Origin of the sequence: Serratia sp. (in: enterobacteria), assembly GCF_051654945.1 — a bacterium.
GTDB lineage: Bacteria > Pseudomonadota > Gammaproteobacteria > Enterobacterales > Enterobacteriaceae > Chania.
This window is the reverse complement of record NZ_JBOFZA010000081.1, coordinates 111,403-128,728: the sequence shown is the minus strand read 5'-3', so window position 1 is coordinate 128,728 and position 17,326 is coordinate 111,403. Positions and strand designations below refer to the sequence as shown.

Annotated in this window: 19 protein-coding genes; 11 read left to right on the top strand and 8 right to left on the bottom strand. The window is 53.9% G+C overall.

Going from position 1 to position 17,326, the window contains the following annotated elements:
* Positions 1–111 precede the first annotated feature (111 nt).
* Together ACRDCA_RS17000 and ACRDCA_RS16995 are read left to right on the top strand one after the other, a co-directional pair.
* Positions 112–315, top strand: coding sequence for a type II toxin-antitoxin system HicA family toxin (locus ACRDCA_RS17000; protein ID WP_438690594.1), 204 nt, complete (start codon positions 112–114; stop codon positions 313–315).
* A gap of 12 nt (positions 316–327) precedes the next feature.
* Positions 328–741, top strand: a complete 414-nt coding sequence (locus ACRDCA_RS16995) for a type II toxin-antitoxin system HicB family antitoxin (protein ID WP_438690593.1) — start codon at positions 328–330, stop codon at positions 739–741.
* Positions 742–769: 28 nt separating this feature from the next.
* On the opposite strand, the gene tcyN is transcribed toward ACRDCA_RS16995, so the two are convergent.
* From tcyN to ACRDCA_RS16960, 7 genes are all read right to left on the bottom strand, one after another.
* Positions 770–1,522: an L-cystine ABC transporter ATP-binding protein TcyN gene (gene tcyN, locus ACRDCA_RS16990; RefSeq protein WP_438690592.1), complete on the bottom strand. Its 753-nt coding sequence runs from the start codon at positions 1,520–1,522 to the stop codon at positions 770–772.
* A gap of 3 nt (positions 1,523–1,525) precedes the next feature.
* Positions 1,526–2,188, bottom strand: coding sequence for a cystine ABC transporter permease (tcyL, locus tag ACRDCA_RS16985; protein WP_438690591.1), 663 nt, complete (start codon positions 2,186–2,188; stop codon positions 1,526–1,528).
* Positions 2,188–2,988: a cystine ABC transporter substrate-binding protein gene (gene tcyJ, locus ACRDCA_RS16980; protein WP_438690590.1), complete on the bottom strand. Its 801-nt coding sequence runs from the start codon at positions 2,986–2,988 to the stop codon at positions 2,188–2,190. The genes tcyL and tcyJ overlap by 1 nt, the downstream gene beginning before the upstream one ends.
* Positions 2,989–3,106: 118 nt before the next feature.
* A complete protein-coding gene (locus tag ACRDCA_RS16975) occupies positions 3,107–4,093 on the bottom strand; it encodes a D-cysteine desulfhydrase (protein WP_438690589.1) in 987 nt (328 codons plus the stop codon).
* Positions 4,094–4,494: 401 nt separating this feature from the next.
* Complete coding sequence (gene fliZ, locus ACRDCA_RS16970) at positions 4,495–5,004, bottom strand: flagella biosynthesis regulatory protein FliZ (protein ID WP_438690588.1); 510 nt, start codon at positions 5,002–5,004, stop codon at positions 4,495–4,497.
* Between the two features lie 59 nt (positions 5,005–5,063).
* Positions 5,064–5,786 (bottom strand): RNA polymerase sigma factor FliA, encoded by a 723-nt coding sequence (locus ACRDCA_RS16965; RefSeq protein ID WP_438690587.1) that lies wholly within the window; start codon positions 5,784–5,786, stop codon positions 5,064–5,066.
* A 180-nt stretch (positions 5,787–5,966) separates the two neighbouring features.
* Complete coding sequence (locus ACRDCA_RS16960; protein ID WP_438690586.1) at positions 5,967–7,208, bottom strand: FliC/FljB family flagellin; 1,242 nt, start codon at positions 7,206–7,208, stop codon at positions 5,967–5,969.
* Between the two features lie 357 nt (positions 7,209–7,565).
* Between ACRDCA_RS16960 and fliD the strand changes: the two genes are divergently transcribed.
* The 5 genes from fliD (at position 7,566) to ACRDCA_RS16935 (ending at position 11,856) form a co-directional block, all read left to right on the top strand.
* Positions 7,566–8,969, top strand: a complete 1,404-nt coding sequence (fliD, locus tag ACRDCA_RS16955; RefSeq protein WP_438690585.1) for a flagellar filament capping protein FliD — start codon at positions 7,566–7,568, stop codon at positions 8,967–8,969.
* A 24-nt stretch (positions 8,970–8,993) separates the two neighbouring features.
* A complete protein-coding gene (gene fliS, locus ACRDCA_RS16950) occupies positions 8,994–9,404 on the top strand; it encodes a flagellar export chaperone FliS (protein ID WP_248944512.1) in 411 nt (136 codons plus the stop codon).
* Entirely contained in the window at positions 9,404–9,772 is a 369-nt protein-coding gene (gene fliT / locus ACRDCA_RS16945) for a flagella biosynthesis regulatory protein FliT (RefSeq protein WP_438690584.1), read from the top strand. Before fliS ends, fliT begins: the two co-directional genes overlap by 1 nt.
* A gap of 313 nt (positions 9,773–10,085) precedes the next feature.
* Positions 10,086–10,940 (top strand): helix-turn-helix transcriptional regulator, encoded by an 855-nt coding sequence (locus ACRDCA_RS16940; protein ID WP_438690583.1) that lies wholly within the window; start codon positions 10,086–10,088, stop codon positions 10,938–10,940.
* A gap of 772 nt (positions 10,941–11,712) precedes the next feature.
* The gene (locus tag ACRDCA_RS16935) at positions 11,713–11,856 is read left to right on the top strand and encodes a hypothetical protein (protein ID WP_438690582.1); all 144 of its coding nucleotides are present in this window, start codon (positions 11,713–11,715) and stop codon (positions 11,854–11,856) included.
* A gap of 86 nt (positions 11,857–11,942) precedes the next feature.
* On the opposite strand, the gene fliE is transcribed toward ACRDCA_RS16935, so the two are convergent.
* A complete protein-coding gene (fliE, locus tag ACRDCA_RS16930) occupies positions 11,943–12,257 on the bottom strand; it encodes a flagellar hook-basal body complex protein FliE (RefSeq protein ID WP_438690581.1) in 315 nt (104 codons plus the stop codon).
* Between the two features lie 331 nt (positions 12,258–12,588).
* Between fliE and fliF the strand changes: the two genes are divergently transcribed.
* From fliF to fliI, 4 genes are read left to right on the top strand one after another with little or no spacing between them, the layout of a single operon-like run.
* On the top strand, positions 12,589–14,271 hold the full coding sequence (gene fliF / locus ACRDCA_RS16925; RefSeq protein ID WP_438690580.1) for a flagellar basal-body MS-ring/collar protein FliF: 1,683 nt from the start codon (positions 12,589–12,591) through the stop codon (positions 14,269–14,271).
* Positions 14,268–15,260 (top strand): flagellar motor switch protein FliG, encoded by a 993-nt coding sequence (fliG, locus tag ACRDCA_RS16920; protein WP_438690579.1) that lies wholly within the window; start codon positions 14,268–14,270, stop codon positions 15,258–15,260. The genes fliF and fliG overlap by 4 nt, the downstream gene beginning before the upstream one ends.
* On the top strand, positions 15,253–15,951 hold the full coding sequence (gene fliH, locus ACRDCA_RS16915) for a flagellar assembly protein FliH (protein WP_438690578.1): 699 nt from the start codon (positions 15,253–15,255) through the stop codon (positions 15,949–15,951). Before fliG ends, fliH begins: the two co-directional genes overlap by 8 nt.
* Positions 15,951–17,312 (top strand): flagellar protein export ATPase FliI, encoded by a 1,362-nt coding sequence (gene fliI / locus ACRDCA_RS16910; protein WP_438690577.1) that lies wholly within the window; start codon positions 15,951–15,953, stop codon positions 17,310–17,312. The genes fliH and fliI overlap by 1 nt, the downstream gene beginning before the upstream one ends.
* Positions 17,313–17,326 lie beyond the last annotated feature (14 nt).

Genomic DNA, 17,326 nt, shown 5'->3' with positions numbered 1-17,326 from the left:
CAAACCCCGCAACAATGCGGGGTTTTTTATTGCCTGAACAAAAAACACCCGATACCGTATTCATTCCCTTGTTATTTAATGTGTATAGTGTGTAGTATAGGTGGTGAACAGGTGAAAAGTTCAGAGCTGATAACATTACTCGAAAAACAGGGTTGGGTTTTGCAACGGATCAAAGGCAGCCACCATCAATTCAAACATCCCGACTCACCGCTGGTGGTGACCGTGCCTCATCCTGTTAAAGATCTGAAATTGGGCACCCTACGGCAGATCATCAAAGATGCCGGGTTATCTGATGGCAAAACCCTTTCGCATTAACGAGGTAACGCTATGTTTTATGCCGCTTATATTCATTCCGATGCCGATGGTAGCGCCAGCGGCTTCTTTCCCGATGTACCTGGCTGCTACTTTGCCGGAGACAGCCTCGACCAAACCTTCCAGGATGCCAAAAGCGCCCTGGATGCGCATTTTGAATTATTAAGCGAAGACAATCAGGCCATTCCGCGTCCACAGGCGGTGTCATTCCATTTGGCGCAGGGAAACGACGCCCTCAACGGTGGACAGTGGCTGCTGGTAGATATCAATATGGACAAGTTTGATGGCCGGGCAGAACGTATCAATATCACGTTGCCCCACAGGCTGCTGAACCGTATTGATTCACTGGTGCAACAACATCCTGGCTATGGTAGCCGCAGCGCGTTTCTCGCCGCCGCAGCACGCAATGAGTTACTAAAGGCGGGTTAAGCTCAGGGGGCATAGCCCCCTGGCAACATCACTGATTAAGAAACTTATCCAGAAACTGCTTGGTACGCTGATGCTGTGGGTTGGCGAACAATTCCTTCGCGGGCCCCTGCTCAACTATGCGGCCATGATCCATAAAAATGGCGCGATCGGCCACGTCACGGGCAAAACTCATCTCGTGCGTAACAATCACCATGGTGCGTTTTTCTTCTGCCAAGGCGCGAATGGTGCTGAGCACCTCACCAACCAGCTCCGGATCGAGCGCCGAGGTGGGTTCATCGAACAGGATGACTTCAGGCTGCATCGCTAACGCTCTGGCAATGGCTACGCGCTGCTGCTGGCCGCCGGACAAGCGTTTCGGATATGCCTGCTCTTTGCCGCTGAGCCCCACTTTTGCCAGTAAGACACGGGCAAGCTTTTCGGCGCTGGCCTTGTCCTCCCCTTTGACGATCACCGGCCCTTCAATGATGTTTTCCAGCACCGAACGGTGGGGAAACAGGTTAAAGCTCTGAAACACAAAGCCCACCTGCTGGCGCAGGGCACGTACCTGGTTTTTCTGTTTGCTCAGCGGGCGAGCGCTGTCGATCAGGATCTCACCGACGCGGATGGTGCCAGAGTCCGGCACCTCCAGCAGATTGATGCTGCGCAGCAAGGTGGTTTTACCGGAACCGCTAGGCCCGATAATCGCCACCACTTCACCGGCATTCACCTCAAGATCGATGCCGTGTAACACGGTCTGCCCTTTGAACTTTTTGACCAACTGTCTGACTTCGATGGCGCTCATCGGTTACTCCTGATCCTGACGGTTAACGTGCGCTTCCAGGCGGTTTTGCAACGCGGAAAGCAAGGTGGCCATCACCCAGTAGATCAGCGATGCCGCCAGATACATAGCGAACACTTCCAACGTCCGTGAGGTGATCAGTTGCGCCTGCCGGAACAGTTCCGGTACCTGAATGGTTGCTGCCAGCGAGGTATCCTTGACCAGACCGATAAAGCTGTTGCCCAGCGGAGGCAATGCGGTACGAGCCGCCTGCGGCAGGATCACCCGGCGCAGGGTCTGCCAAGGCGTCATGCCGATACTGGCCGCCGCTTCCCATTGCCCTTTGTCGATCGAGGAGATAGCCGCACGCAGCGTTTCAGACGTGTAAGCAGCGGTATTTAACGACAGGCCAATCAGCGCCGCCGGGAATGGATCCAACTCGATGCCAAACTGCGGTAAGCCGTAATAAATCATAAACAGCTGGGCGATCAGCGGCGTACCACGAAACAGGGATACGTAAATGCGTGACAACCAGGCAATCGGCCATAACGGCGAAAGGCGCATCAGCGCCAACACAAACCCAAGGATCAATCCGAGCGCCATGCCCCCCAGACTGAGCTGGAGGGTCAACAGCGCACCCCGTAATAAAAATGGCGCTGAATCCAGCGCCAGTTGAATACTCTCTTGCATTATTTAGTTACGTCCGCGCCAAACCATTTCTCAGAGATCTTCGCCAACGTACCGTCTTGCTGCATTTGGGCAATGGCCTGGTCGATAGCGGCCAGCAGTTCCGGATTGTTTTTACGCACCGCTACGCCAGACTCCTGACGAGAGAATGCCGGGCCAGCGACGGCCAGCGTATCACCGGTTTTCTTCACCAGATCCAACGCCGCCAGACGATCGACCAAAATGGCATCGATACGGCCTACGCGCAGATCCTGATACTTGGTTGGGTCATCATCATAGGTACGCACATCAACACCCTGCACGTTGTCACGCAGCCACTGTTCGTAGTTGGTGCCCAGACCGACGCCGACCTTTTTGCCCTTCAGATCGTCGGCCTTGCTGATAATGCCCTCATTGCCCTTCTTCACCAGTGCCTGGATACCGGACACGGTGTACGGGGTTGAGAAGTCGTACTTTTTCTTGCGCTCGTCGGAGATGGTGACCTGGTTGATCACCACGTCGATACGCTTGGACTCCAACGAGGCCAGCATGCCATCCCATTTGGTGGGATTGAGCTTGGCCTTTACCCCGAGATGTTCGGCAAGTGCATTAGCAAAATCCACCTCAAAGCCGGTCAGTTTGCCGTCCTCACCCTGGAAGCTGAACGGCGGGTAGGTGCCCTCCAGCCCAACGATCAGCGTGCCACGCTGCTTGACCTGATCGAGCAGGTTGTCGGCCGCATAGGTTTTCACGTTCAACCCGGTTGTCAGCGCAACGGCCATCACACCCAGCAGCAGTTGACGACGAAATTTTGAAAAGACCATAGACACCCCATCTGTTGTTTATCTTTTTGATATCATGACTTTAACAGCCATGATTATTTCATAAAGGAATATAAACCAATAAATATAGTTCTAAATGGAATAACAGCCTTGCCCAGCATTATACCTGCGGGTGATAGGCGAACAGCGCCGGTGCCCCACCGGTATGCACAAACAGGATCGGGCCTTCATCGCGAAAACGTTTCTGGCTGATACCATCAATCAACCCCGCCATCGCCTTACCAGTATAGACCGGGTCCAGCAGCACACCTTCCTGCTGCGCCAGCAGTTTTACCGCCGCCATACCTTCGTCATTCGGCATACCGTACTGCGGCGCATAATAATCATCCCACAGGGTGATTGGTGCCAATGCATCAATATGCAGCGAACTGGCGACCGCCTTTTGCAACTGTTCTACCTTCGGTAACTGATCGATCACCTTGCGGGAAACGGTCACGCCAATCAGTTCGCTCTGCGGCAACAGTTGCTGTAGCCCCACCGCCAGACCGGCATGCGTTCCGGCGCTACCGGAAGCCACCACGATCGAACTGAAGGTCACATCACGGCTTTGCGCGGAAATTTCCAGTGCGCACTGCACGTAGCCCAATGAACCTAGCGCGTTGGAACCGCCTACGGGGATCACATAAGGACGGAAACCCTGGGCTTCCAAACGTGTGGCGAGATCGGCCAGCTGTAGCTGCGGATCGTGCAAGGCATCGCACATCACCACTTCAACATTGAACAAGTCGAGCAGCAGGCGGTTACCGTTAGTGAGGTAGTTTTCCGCTTTGGTATCAATAGGGTTTTCCAGCAGCGCCACGCATTGCAGGCCAAGCTTGGCCGCCACGGCGGCAGTCTGGCGAACGTGGTTGGATTGAATGGCACCGGCGGTAACCAGGGTATCGGCCCCTTGGCGCACCGCATCGGCGGCTAAAAACTCTAGTTTTCTCAGCTTGTTACCACCCATTGCCATCGGCGTGACATCGTCACGTTTGATGTAAATTTCGCGGCCAAGGTAATCAGAAAGGCGGGATAACTTTTCGAGCGGCGTGACAGAGCCAACCAAATCCAGGCGCGGAAATTGCGCCAGTTGCTGTTGCAGATCCACAACTTCCCCCCAGGGAAAATAACGACGTCAGAACGATAGATTTATCAGATGTGCTCTGAATAATCATCCTTTATTCGTGGGGAAGGAAGTGGAACGTAGGGTGAAACTCTTCAAATTCAACAATATTCTGACGTTGACTGCGGTTATACCCTATGGATTTCAAGTTGGCCGCTCTTGTGCATCCATGCGCTCGCGGCATTCGTACATCCTTGTACAGCACAGCTAGGCGCCAAGCTATCTCATCCCCAGGAGCTTACTTTTAGTAAGTGACTGGGGTGACAAATCTGTCGGGAACAGATTTGAACGCTGTACACAGCGGCCCCGTAAGGGGTGAGGCCCACGGATGGGCCGAATAGCTATGTGCAGGTAACAACGCTGCAGCTTGAAAGACGACGGGTATATCAATAGCTTTTTTGCCAGGCTAAATACTGGTCATATTTACGCAGTGCGATGCGGTAATTATCGTTCGCCGCCGGGGGCAGATCGTCGATAATACGCTGATGGTTGAACGCGCTGGCAAACTGGTCGGTAGGATAGTTGTGAGCCACCAGCATTTCATCCAATCGCCGCAGACGCACGACATATTCGCGGATGGTGCTGTGGTTCATCTCGGTCTGTTCAAACAGATACTGTTTAAACGCCATGATATCGAAGTAGCTGGGGTGACTGTTACAGGAAATTTCACTACAAAACCGGCAAAGTGCGGTCAACTCGCTTTGCACATTTTGCCAGACCAGATCGTCAATCGGCTGATCCATCTTGGCGATGGCTTCCTTATTGATGATCTTGCCACGAAACACCAGCGCCATACGGTCGAGCACCTTCTCGCACTGGGAACAATGGGTTTGGCTGTGTTTATAATCTTTCAGGTAGCGGCTGAGTGGCCGTTTCTTCAACTGTTTTCCTGGCATATTTGCAGTCCATTTATTGCGGCAGTAATCAGGTGGGTTTTGAGGGCAGGCTTTAGGGTTCAGGTGTCCTGGGCCAACCGTGCCCGCAGGCGTTTAATCGCCTGGCTGTGCAACTGGCTGACTCGTGATTCACCGACATCGAGCACTGCGCCAATTTCCTTCAGATTCAGTTCTTCCTGGTAATACAACGTCAGTACCAGCTTTTCACGTTCCGGCAGCGCCTCGATGGCGTCAATCACCCGCTGACGCAGATTGCCTTCCAGCAGTTGATGCAGCGGATTGGCGGCTTCATGACCTTCCAGCACCGGTTCGGCGCTGTCGCCATGCTCTTCCTGCCATTCGTCGTAGGAAAATAGCTGGCTATTATTGGTGTCCAGCAGGATCTGCCGATACTCGTCCAGCGAGACATCCAACCCCTGAGCCACCTCCACTTCGCTGGCCGCGCGGCCAAGCCGCTGTTCCAGTTGCTGCATCATACGCGCCACCTCCCGGGCGTTGCGCCGTACGCTGCGCGGTACCCAGTCCCGGCTACGCAACTCGTCGAGCATCGCCCCGCGAATACGCTGTACGGCATAGGTCGTGAAGGCCGTTCCTTGCAGGGCATCGTAACGCTCAACGGCGTTTAGCAGCCCTATTCCCCCGGCTTGCAGCAGATCGTCCAGCTCCACGCTGGCGGGCAGCCTAACCTGCAGGCGTAACGCCTCGTGGCGCACTAGCGGAACGTAGCGCAACCAGAGAGAATTTTTGTCCATGACGCCTTCGGCGGTATACAGATCGCTCACTATGTCTAACCTGCGGATAACGGAGTCACCGCTATTATCCGCAGCAGGCGAAATACCAATCGTCTGAACAGCCGTACAAAACGGGCTTTATTTGTGCCATGTAAATACCCTGATGGCACCCGAAGACAAAAAACCCTGCCGAAGCAGGGTTTGGATAACAGGCTAATCGGAGAGAGTCGATTAACGCAGCAGAGTCAGTACGTTCTGGGTAGACTGGTTAGCCTGGGCCAATACAGAGGTGCCAGCCTGTTGCAGGATGTTGGCACGGCTCATGTTGGACACTTCGGTCGCGTAGTCAGCATCTTGAATACGAGACTGGGAAGCAGACAGGTTGTTCACGGTGCTGTTCAGGTTGTTGATAACAGAATCGAAACGGTTCTGTACCGCACCCAGGGAAGAACGCAGGCCATCTACTTGTGACAGCGCTTTGTCCAGTACTGCCAGTGGGTCGGTGGTTTTAGGATCGGTGCTCATTTCCGCGCCTTTACTAACTTTACCGTCGCCATCTACTGTAGCTTTGAAGTACTTGGCGTCAGTACCGGTGCCTTCTTGAATGACATATGACTTACCACTATCATAAGATTTCAGATTAGCGGCATCTGCACCTGTTGGAGCTACTTCTTGTTTAATTGTCGTGGCCGAAGACAGAGTCATTGCTGTGGTATCTGTTTCTGTACCGGCGATAGTGCCCACTTTACCTGTAGCATTATCAATGGTGGCTTTATAAGACTTACCATCAGCGCCAATAGCATACAGATCGCCAGTTGCATCATCTGTTTTGTAACTGGCTGGAGCAGCACCACCAGCTTGCTTGCCATCGCTATCGATAGCCAAGGTTTTACCCGTTGCTACTGTGGTTGGAGTCGCTCCAACTTTAGCAACATCAACACCATCAGCAACACTGAATTTATCCAGGCCCAAAGTGGTGGCATTGATATTTTTCAGATCGATATCGATGGTTTCTCCATCGTTAGCACCAACCTGAATAGTCAGCTTCTGGTCACCGCTCAGCACTTTCACGCCGTTGAAATCAGTTTGTTCAGAGATACGGTTGATTTCGTTCAGACGCTGGGTGATTTCGTCCTGGATTGACTGCAGGTCGCTAGAAGAGTTAGAACCGTTCTGAGACTGCACGGTCAGACGACGGATGTTCTGCAAGTTGTCGTTAACTTCGTTCAGTGCGCCTTCAGTGGTCTGCGCCAGAGAGATACCGTCGTTGGCGTTACGAGAAGCCTGAGTCAGGCCCTTGATGTTAGCGGTGAAACGGTTGGAGATCGCCTGACCCGCAGCATCATCCTTCGCGCTGTTGATACGCAGACCAGAAGACAGACGCTCGATTGCGGTACCCAGAGAAGACTGAGATTTGTTTAGGTTGTTCTGCGCCATCAGCGACAGGCTGTTGGTATTAATTACTTGTGCCATAATTTGCTTTCCTTACGAATCAGTTGCGACGTTCGCATTCACAATTAAAGGGTTCGGACCTTGTTGGCCCACGGCGTCAACCACCGTCTCATCAGGTATCGGCGCTCCCCCTGCAACCTTTAGATTTTTTTTCCGTTTTTTTCATTTTTCGTCAATGGCGCGAATAACGCTGTTTTTCCCTCTTCTACTGCGCCATCGTTTTTTCTATTTATCCGTAAACTTTTCTGATACTGAGCCGATAACGCAAAGAACGTACATACCCGATGGCTTCCAGTTAGCGGCAGGGCTTCATTCTCCGATGCTCAAGCAACTGGCAAGACGACGGGTATCAAGTTTTTGATCATAGGAGAATGACGAATGGCATCGATTAGTTCATTAGGCATCGGCTCAGGGCTGGATCTTAACGGATTGCTGGATAAGCTGAGCGCGGCGGAGCAACAGCGCCTGACACCTTACACCACTCAGCAAACCAGCTATAACGCCAAGCTGACCGCCTACGGCACGTTGAAAAGCTCTCTGGAAAAGTTCGATAACCTCAGCAAAGAGCTCGCCAAACCGGAGTTTTTTAACAACACCACCACCAGCACACACGATCAGTTTGGCGTCACCACCACGGCCAAGTCGGTCCCGGGTAACTACAGCATTGAGGTGCTACACCTGGCGCAGCCGCAAACCCTGACGACGACGGCGGATATCAAGGATCAGGCAGAGCAACTGGGAACCAGCGGTGCCAGCGATCGTTCGATCTCCATCACCGCCGGCAACCCGCCCAAAGAAGTCAAAATCCCGCTTGGCGACGATCAAACCTCGTTGCTGGAAATGCGCGATGCCATTAACGGCGCCAAGGCTGGGGTAAATGCCACCATCATGCGCGTGGGCGATAACGAATATAAGTTGGCCATCAGTTCCTCCACCACCGGTGAAAGTAATACGGTCAAGGTACAGGTCAATAATGATGACAAGCTGGGGGCGATGTTAAATTACGACGCCGCCAGTACCAGCAACGGCATGAAGGAAACGGTCAAAGGCCAGGATGCTGAGGTGACCATTAACGGCACCAGCATCAAACGCAGCACCAACTCCATCGCCGATGCCCTGCAAGGGGTCACGCTGGATCTGAAAACCACCACCAAACCGGGTGAACCGCAGAACCTGGTGGTTACCGCCGATAAAGGCGGGTCGGCAGACAAGGTCAAGGCCTGGGTTGATAGCTACAACTCGCTGCTGGATACCTTCAACTCCCTGACCAAATACACCCCGGTCAAGTCGGGTGAAGCGCAAAACGCCAAGAATGGCGCATTGCTGGGTGATAACACGCTGCGCGGCGTCCAGTCTTCTATCAAGAGTGCGCTAAGCGCCGCTCAGGATAACCCTGACCTGAAAGGCCTGGGTAACCTCGGCATTACCACCAATACCAAAACCGGCAAGTTGGAATTGGACAGCGACAAGTTGAAAAAGGCGCTGGACGAAAAGCCGGACCAGGTAGCCAAATTCTTTGCCGGTGATGGTAAAGAGACCGGTATGGCAACGGAAATCCACAATGAGATCCAAAACTATATCAAGGCCGGTGGAGTTATCGAAAACTCGACCAAGAGTATCAATACCAACCTCGATCGTTTGAATACCCAGATCACCCGCGTGACCGAAAGCATTCAAAGCGCCATCGATCGTTACAAACAGCAATTTGTTCAGTTGGATACCATGATGTCGAAACTGAATGGTACCAGTAATTACTTAACCCAACAGTTCGCGTCTAAATAAACGCGATAACCAGGTAACAATAGCATGTACAACCGCAGCGGCACCCAGGCTTACGCCCAGGTGAGTGTAGAAAGTGGCGTGATGGGAGCCAGCCCGCACCAGTTGATCGTGATGCTATTCGACGGGGCGCTCAGCGCCCTGCTTCGTGCACGCATCCTGATGAATCAGGGCAATATCGCCGGCAAGGGTTTAGCCATCTCGAAGGCGATTAATATCATTGATAACGGGCTGAAAAATGGCCTCAACCATGAACAAGGCGGCGAGATTGCCGATAATCTGGCCGCCTTATACGACTATATGAAACGCCGTCTGATGCAGGCCAATCTGCACAATGATGTCGCGGCTCTTGACGAGGTCAGCGGGCTGCTGGAAAACATTGCGGACGCCTGGCGTCAAATTGGGCCCAATTATCAACCCGCTCAGGACGGCGTATAATGGAAGACTACCAACAACTGCTATCGGCCTATCAACAGATCCAGACTCTGAGTGAGCAAATGATCGCCCTGGCGCAGGCTGCCCAGTGGGATGCGCTGATTGAAATGGAAGTCATCTACGTCCAGGCGGTGGAAAAAACCGCCAAACTGGTGGCCATCGCCGAGTTATCTCCGGCCTTGCAGGGGATTTTACGCAACAAATTGCAGCAAATCCTGAACAACGAAACCGAACTGAAGCGTCTGATGCAACAGCGCATGGATGAATTAAGGGTGTTGATCGGGCAGTCCACGCGCCAAAGCGTGGTCAACAGTACCTACGGTCAATTTCATGACCGCGCCTTACTGCTTGGCGAGCCGCAACCAAGATAAATCTTATGTTTGTTTGTCTGTCTTTGGTGATTAAGAGGATAAAACACTATTATTATCCCGTTGCACCATAATATAAACGCATGTCATTTGAATAATTCGTTTGGCAGGTAATGCATGAAAATGCAAACCGCTGGCATTATTGCCGACTTAATGGATAATACTTATCCCGACACGGACGTTTTCTGTTCAACAGGAAACTGATTCTTGACCAGTAAATTACCGAGTTGTGATCGGCAACAGACGAAAAGATGTTGCTCCATCACCCAGCAAAGCGTAAAGATATTCGTAGATAATAACGATGAAATGAATATTGATGGAACGCTTAATTAATCTTTGTCCCGGGATCGGTGCATCAGCACACCTCATTCAGCACACTGAACTACGATTTCTGGCGCTCTATTTTGAGCACACGCATCTGTTTTTGATCCAGCAAGGACAAACACGTATACGATGGCAGCAGCGGGAGGTGGTCGCTCGCGCGGGGGAGCTGTTGATTATAGACGGAGGGTTAACTGTCGATGTGATTAACAGCCTTTCAGACGGCGGAGTGTTCAGTTGCCAGCTGCTGATTTGCGATCCCTTGCTGTTTGATACATTACCCAATGCGCCAACTCCTTTCACCGGCGTCACTACGCTGACGAAGCTGCCCTGCCCGTTTTTACACAGTTTTGAAACTACCTCGCTGGCAATGACGCTACACGAGCGTTTTCCTCAGACGGTGATCCGCCATAAAATGTGTGAAATACTGTTGTGGCTGGCACATTTTGGGGTTCATTTTACGCGCCAGGAAACCAACGATCTGACTCAGCAGGTTCGCCGCTTGCTGGCAACCGATCCGCACCGGATCTGGACCGCCGCCGAAGTGGCTGAAAATCTGATGATGAGTGAGGTAGTTCTACGGCGTAAGCTGTCGGCAGAAAACACTGCCCTGCGCAGCCTGATGATCGACGTACGTATGAGCCGTGCGCTGTTTCTTCTGCAGGCCACCGACTGGCCGATTTCCGCCATTGCGCAATATGTGGGTTATGAGAGCGCTTCCCGTTTTGCCGAACGCTTTCGTAAACGCTTCGGCTTCGCACCTACCGCCATTCGTGGGCATCAACGGATTATGCCACCCACTGCCGTGCTGCCCCCCTCCTATCCTTTGCTCAATACGGTAGAGGAGTAATAACGATTGCGGGCTGGGGAGGTGACGAAGGCCACCCAGAGTGGCCCGTACTTCAGCTAAGCTTAACTAATACATAGGTCAGAGCGACCAAGACAACCAACATGATAATGCTGAAAAAACGCCATCTCACTTCACTTTTCGTGCTCATCATCGTTCCTGAGTAAATACTCTTATAGCTATTATTTTCGTCGGTAAAAAATAACATCCCTGCCCAAATAAATGTATAGACTCTCTAATCTACAGTGGCCTCAGCATACTCCAATGCTCGGCCAAAAAAAATAAGATTTATATTAGCAAATTAAAATACCCCCTATTTATTTATGTCACACCTGCCCTGTGTGTTGTTGATGCTGTAATGAGACTCAATCCGTTTCTCATTGGCGAGCTGGCGGATTGAAAACACGACGTTGGGCTCGAAAACCAAGACATTTTCATCTGATGCAGTCGTAAACAATAAGAGTGATGATTGATGTGGGTAGTATCATTTCATTCGATGAAATTAGCGTGAATCTAATCATTAGCTCAAGTGGGTCCGTGATTTATCCCATTAAAAGGGTTAGTCTAAGTGATTAACAATTATCCCCACTAAACGCTAACAACTTCCATTCTCTAATCGAATACCAAAGGCACCATTCATCAGTTTAGCCACCAAAAATATAAGACATTTCCTTTGTTTTATAAGGATATATCCAATTCTTACCCCACCAATTGACTTTTAGGACAATAACTACAAAGATTAGTTTGTTTTATCAATTTCAAGGAGGACGTTGTGATGGAATACTTGGTGGCGTCGCTGACGATGTTGTGCATTTTTGCCTTCAAGAAACACGCAAAAGTTATTGATAGTAAAAAGATTGGTATCGCCAAGAAAAAACATCGGCGACGCACAAGACACCGGATCGCAGTGATTTATTAATCGATTACGCGATCGGTAACGGTACCGGGCGGTGGGTGTTAGTACAGAGCGTTTTATCGTTACTCCCTCGCCGCCCTACCTTATCGCTAAACTGCCATATTCATCACATCCTGATAAGCCGCGACCAGTTTATTACGTACCTGAACCCCCAACTGCAATGAAACCGAAGACTTCTGCAGATCGACCATCACATCATTTAAGCTGATACCCGGTACACCCAGTTCAAAATCCTGCGCCTGTTGGCGGGCAGTTTGTTGCGTGTCGCTGATTTTCCCGAGCGCCGCTTTTAGCTCACTGGCGAAGCTGGCTCCCTGCACCGGATCGTTTTGGCGCAGCGCTCCGGCCTGAACCGCCGTAGCCTGCAACTGCTGCACCACACCTTCAATACCCTGAATTGCCATCGTGACCTCAATATCCTGTCGATTGTGCGTATTAATTCGCCTGCATTATTCCGATGTAGCACACCCTACCACAGCGTTTTACGACTAAAGCGGCTAATTAACTGCAAAAACACCGGTTTATCGGGCCATCGAAATTGGCCTTTAGGGCAAATAATGGCATGCCCAAAAATGGGGGCACTTTTATACCCGTCGTCTTTCAAGCTTGTCGCCTGGCTTCAGCTTGAAATCCAGAGGGTATATCAGGCCGTAAAGAACTGTGTATCAGGGAGTCTGTTTTGTCATCACACAACAACGCTAGCCATACCTCGAACCCACCAGAGTGGGTACCAGCATGAATGGTGAGAGCCGTGATAACGGCCTGCTGGCCCTATGGAACCGGCTGCGTGCCAACCCTAAAATTCCACTGCTGATCGCGGCTTCGGCGGCGATCGCTATCGTGGTTGCGCTGGCGCTATGGGCAAAGAGCCCCGATTACCGCGTGCTGTACAGCAATCTCAACGATCGCGACGGCGGCGCTATCGTCACGCAACTGACGCAGATGAACATCCCCTATCGCTTTACCGAGAACGGCTCGGCGTTGATGATCCCGGCAGAAAAGGTGCATGAAACCCGCCTGCGTCTGGCGCAACAGGGGCTGCCTAAGGGAGGAGCCGTCGGCTTTGAACTGCTGGATCAGGAAAAATTCGGTATCAGCCAGTTCAGCGAACAAATCAACTACCAGCGGGCGCTGGAAGGCGAACTGTCGCGCACGATTGAGTCCCTTGGGCCAGTACAGAGCGCTCGCGTACATCTGGCTCTGCCCAAACCTTCACTGTTTGTGCGCGAACAAAAAAACCCTTCAGCCTCGGTAACGCTGGCGTTGCAACCTGGCCGCACTCTGGACGACGGCCAGATCAATGCCGTGGTGTATATGGTATCCAGCAGCGTGGCCGGTTTACCGCCGGGCAACGTCACGGTGGTCGATCAGGCTGGCCGCCTGCTGACTCAATCTGACGGCACCGGGCGCGATCTCAATGCCGCGCAGTTGAAGTACGCCAATGAGGTCGAGAACCGCTACCAGCGCCGTATTGAAGCCATTCTGGCACCGATTGTCGGCAGTGCGAACGTGCGCGCTCAGGTTACGGCCCAAATCGATTTTGCCACCCGTGAGCAAACCGACGAGCAATACCAACCCAACCAGCAGCCGGATAAATCCGCGATACGTTCCAAACAGCTCAGCCTGAGCGAACAGAACGGCGGACAACAGATCGGCGGTGTACCAGGTGCCCTTTCCAACCAGCCTAGTGCAGCACCGACGGCACCGATCGAAACGCCAAAAGCGACGGCGGCGGGTAACACTCCTGCCACGGCAAACAATGCCAATAACAACACGCGTACCGGGGCGAGCAGCAACGTCGCGCAAAACAGTCGCCGTGATGAAACGACCAACTACGAGGTGGATCGCACCATTCGCCATACCCAGCACAAAGCCGGGGCGGTGGAGCGCCTGTCGGTTGCCGTGGTGCTCAACACTCTGGGTACCGATAAAGACGGCAAGCCGCTGCCAATGAGCAAAGAGCAATTGGCCCAGGTGGAAGCGCTGGTTCGTGAAGCGATGGGTTACTCCAGCAGCCGTGGCGATACGCTGAACGTGGTCAACACGACCTTCAACGATGTGGAGCAGACCGGCGGCGAGTTGCCTTTCTGGCAGTCACAATCGTTTATCGATCAACTGTTCAACGCAGGCCGCTATTTGCTGGTGTTGCTGGTGGCCTGGATTTTGTGGCGCAAGCTGGTTCGCCCGCAGTTGCAAAGCCGTCAGATTGCTCAGCAGGCCGTGGTTGCCGCAGCTAATGCACCAGCCAACCGCCCTGCTGAGGTCAGCAAGCCAAGTCATGAAGAGCAGGCGCTGCATAAGAAATCACAGCAGCGCGTCAATGCTGAAGTCCAGGGCCAGCGGATCCGCGAACTGGCCGATAAAGATCCACGCGTGGTCGCCCTGGTGATCCGTCAATGGATGAGTAACGAACTATGAGCCTGACAGGTACCGAAAAGAGCGCCATCCTGCTGATGACGCTGGGTGAAGATCGCGCCGCCGAAGTCTTCAAGCATCTCTCCTCGCGCGAAGTGCAGCAGTTGAGTGGCACCATGGCCAGCATGCGCCAGGTGTCGCATAAACAACTGGGAGAAGTCCTCACCGAGTTTGAAGACGATGCCGAACAGTACGCCGCGCTGAGCGTCAATGCCAGCGACTACCTGCGCTCGGTGCTGGTGAAAGCCCTGGGTGAAGAACGGGCCAGCAGCCTGCTGGAGGATATTCTCGAATCACGGGAAGATACCTCCGGTATGGAAACGCTCAACTTTATGGAGCCACAGAGCGCTGCCGATCTGATCCGCGACGAACATCCGCAGATCATCGCCACCATCCTGGTGCACCTCAAACGCGGTCAGGCGGCGGATATCCTGGCGCAGTTCGACGAGCGCCTGCGCAACGATGTGATGCTGCGCATCGCCACCTTCGGCGGTGTCCAGCCGGACGCCTTGGCAGAACTGACCGAAGTGCTGAACAACCTGCTGGACGGCCAGAACCTCAAGCGCAGCAAAATGGGGGGCGTACGCACCGCAGCCGAGATTATCAACCTGATGAAATCACAACAGGAAGAAGCGGTTATCGATGCCATGCGCGAATACGACGGCGAGCTGGCACAGAAAATCATCGACGAGATGTTCCTGTTCGAAAACCTGGTCGAAGTGGACGATCGCAGCATCCAGCGTCTGTTGCAGGACGTGGAAAGCGAATCGCTGCTGATCGCGCTGAAAGGTGCCGAACAGCCGCTGCGCGAGAAGTTCCTCAAGAACATGTCGGCACGCGCCGCCGATATCCTGCGCGACGATCTGGCCAACCGTGGTCCAGTGCGCATGTCGCAGGTGGAGAACGAACAGAAGGCCATCCTGTTGGTAGTGCGCCGCCTGGCAGAAACCGGCGAAATGATCATCGGCGGTGGCGAGGACACTTATGTCTGATCGCCTTAACACCCTGCCCTGGCAACCCTGGGCGCTCAACGATCTGGCGGAGCCAAAACCGGTGCCAGCACCGGAAATCCCGCCGGAGGTGATCACGATCCCGCAGGACGACAACATCAACGAGCAGCAACGGCTGGAGATGTTACGTTTGCAAGCCCAGCAGCAAGGACAGCAACAAGGCTTCGCCGAAGGTCAACAAAAAGGCTATGACGCCGGTTTTCAGGCCGGGCTGGAGGAGGGCCGCCAGCAAGGCATTCTGGCGGGCCAACAGCAGCAGCAACCGATCACCGAACATTGGCAGCAGTTGGTGACCGAGTTCCAGCACACGCTGGACGCGCTCGACAGCGTGATTGCCTCACGCCTGATGCAACTGGCCCTGACGGCGGCCAAACAGGTGATCGGCCAAGCCCCGGTCTGCGACGGTACCGCCCTGCTCGGCCAGATCCAACAGTTGATCCAGCAGGAACCGATGTTCAGCGGCAAACCTCAGTTGCGTGTTCACCCGGATGATTATGAACGGGTGGAGCAACAGCTTGGCATGACCCTCAGCCTGCACGGTTGGCGGCTACTGGCCGACGGTCAGTTACACCCGGGTGGTTGCAAGGTCAGCGCAGAGGAAGGCGATCTGGATGCCAGCCTGGCCACCCGCTGGCATGAATTGTGCCGCCTGGCCGCCCCGGGAGAGCTGTGATGACCGTTCGTCTCGGCCGCTGGCTGAGCTCGCTGGACAGTCTGGAAAAACGCATTGCCCGTGCGCCCGCGGTGCGCCGCTATGGTCGCCTGACCCGCGCTACCGGGCTGGTGCTGGAAGCCACCGGTTTGCAGCTACCGTTAGGGGCAACCTGCCTGATCGAACGCCATGACAGCGGTGTGGTGCAGGAAGTCGAAAGTGAGGTGGTCGGATTCAACGGCCAGCGATTGTTCCTGATGCCGCTGGAAGAAGTTGACGGCATCGTGCCCGGAGCGCGTGTCTATGCTCGCGTCTCCCCCGAAGGGCAAAGCGCCAGCAAACAGTTACCGCTTGGCCCGGCGCTGCTTGGACGGGTACTCGACGGTGGTGCCAAACCGCTCGATGGTCTGCCAGCACCAGACACCGGCTATCGCGCACCGCTGATCACCGCCCCGTTCAACCCGTTGCAACGTACCCCGATCGAACAGGTACTCGACGTGGGGGTGCGCACCATTAACGGCTTGCTCACCGTGGGGCGTGGCCAGCGCATGGGGCTATTCGCCGGTTCCGGCGTCGGTAAAAGCGTGCTGCTCGGCATGATGGCTCGTTACACCCAAGCCGATGTGATCGTTGTCGGGCTGATCGGCGAACGTGGCCGCGAAGTGAAAGACTTTATCGAAAACATCCTCGGCCCCGAGGGACGCGCCCGCTCGGTGGTGATCGCCGCACCGGCAGACGTTTCCCCACTGCTGCGTATGCAGGGAGCCGCCTATGCCACCCGCATCGCCGAGGATTTCCGCGATCGCGGCCAGCACGTGTTGCTGATCATGGACTCCCTGACCCGCTACGCCATGGCACAGCGTGAAATCGCCCTGGCGATCGGTGAACCTCCGGCCACCAAAGGCTATCCGCCTTCAGTGTTCGCCAAGCTGCCTGCGCTGGTTGAACGTGCCGGTAACGGTATCAGCGGCGGTGGCTCCATCACCGCTTTCTATACGGTATTGACCGAGGGCGATGACCAGCAAGATCCGATTGCCGACTCGGCACGCGCCATTCTCGATGGCCATGTGGTGCTCTCCCGTCGGTTGGCGGAGGCAGGCCACTATCCGGCCATCGATATTGAAGCCTCAATCAGCCGCGCCATGACCTCGTTGATTGATGAAGAGCATTACCGCCGGGTACGAAACTTCAAACAGATGCTGGCCAGCTACCAGCGTAACCGCGATCTGATCAGTGTAGGTGCCTACGCCGCAGGCAGCGATCCGCTGCTGGACAAGGCCATGACGCTGTATCCGCAGATGGAAGCCTATCTGCAACAGGGCATTTTCGAGCGCAGCGGCTATGACGAAGCCTGCCAGCAATTACAGCAACTGATTGTTTAACCACGGAGCCTGAG

Coding starts and splice junctions, on each gene's coding strand:
- ACRDCA_RS16995 (WP_438690593.1), top strand. CDS start 328: ATGTTTTATGCCGCTTATATTCATTCCGATGCCGATGGTAGCGCCAGC.
- tcyN (WP_438690592.1), bottom strand. CDS start 1,522: ATGAGCGCCATCGAAGTCAGACAGTTGGTCAAAAAGTTCAAAGGGCAG.
- tcyL (WP_438690591.1), bottom strand. CDS start 2,188: ATGCAAGAGAGTATTCAACTGGCGCTGGATTCAGCGCCATTTTTATTA.
- tcyJ (WP_438690590.1), bottom strand. CDS start 2,988: ATGGTCTTTTCAAAATTTCGTCGTCAACTGCTGCTGGGTGTGATGGCC.
- fliZ (WP_438690588.1), bottom strand. CDS start 5,004: ATGCCAGGAAAACAGTTGAAGAAACGGCCACTCAGCCGCTACCTGAAA.
- ACRDCA_RS16960 (WP_438690586.1), bottom strand. CDS start 7,208: ATGGCACAAGTAATTAATACCAACAGCCTGTCGCTGATGGCGCAGAAC.
- fliD (WP_438690585.1), top strand. CDS start 7,566: ATGGCATCGATTAGTTCATTAGGCATCGGCTCAGGGCTGGATCTTAAC.
- fliS (WP_248944512.1), top strand. CDS start 8,994: ATGTACAACCGCAGCGGCACCCAGGCTTACGCCCAGGTGAGTGTAGAA.
- fliT (WP_438690584.1), top strand. CDS start 9,404: ATGGAAGACTACCAACAACTGCTATCGGCCTATCAACAGATCCAGACT.
- ACRDCA_RS16940 (WP_438690583.1), top strand. CDS start 10,086: ATGGAACGCTTAATTAATCTTTGTCCCGGGATCGGTGCATCAGCACAC.
- ACRDCA_RS16935 (WP_438690582.1), top strand. CDS start 11,713: ATGGAATACTTGGTGGCGTCGCTGACGATGTTGTGCATTTTTGCCTTC.
- fliE (WP_438690581.1), bottom strand. CDS start 12,257: ATGGCAATTCAGGGTATTGAAGGTGTGGTGCAGCAGTTGCAGGCTACG.
- fliF (WP_438690580.1), top strand. CDS start 12,589: ATGAATGGTGAGAGCCGTGATAACGGCCTGCTGGCCCTATGGAACCGG.
- fliG (WP_438690579.1), top strand. CDS start 14,268: ATGAGCCTGACAGGTACCGAAAAGAGCGCCATCCTGCTGATGACGCTG.
- fliH (WP_438690578.1), top strand. CDS start 15,253: ATGTCTGATCGCCTTAACACCCTGCCCTGGCAACCCTGGGCGCTCAAC.
- fliI (WP_438690577.1), top strand. CDS start 15,951: ATGACCGTTCGTCTCGGCCGCTGGCTGAGCTCGCTGGACAGTCTGGAA.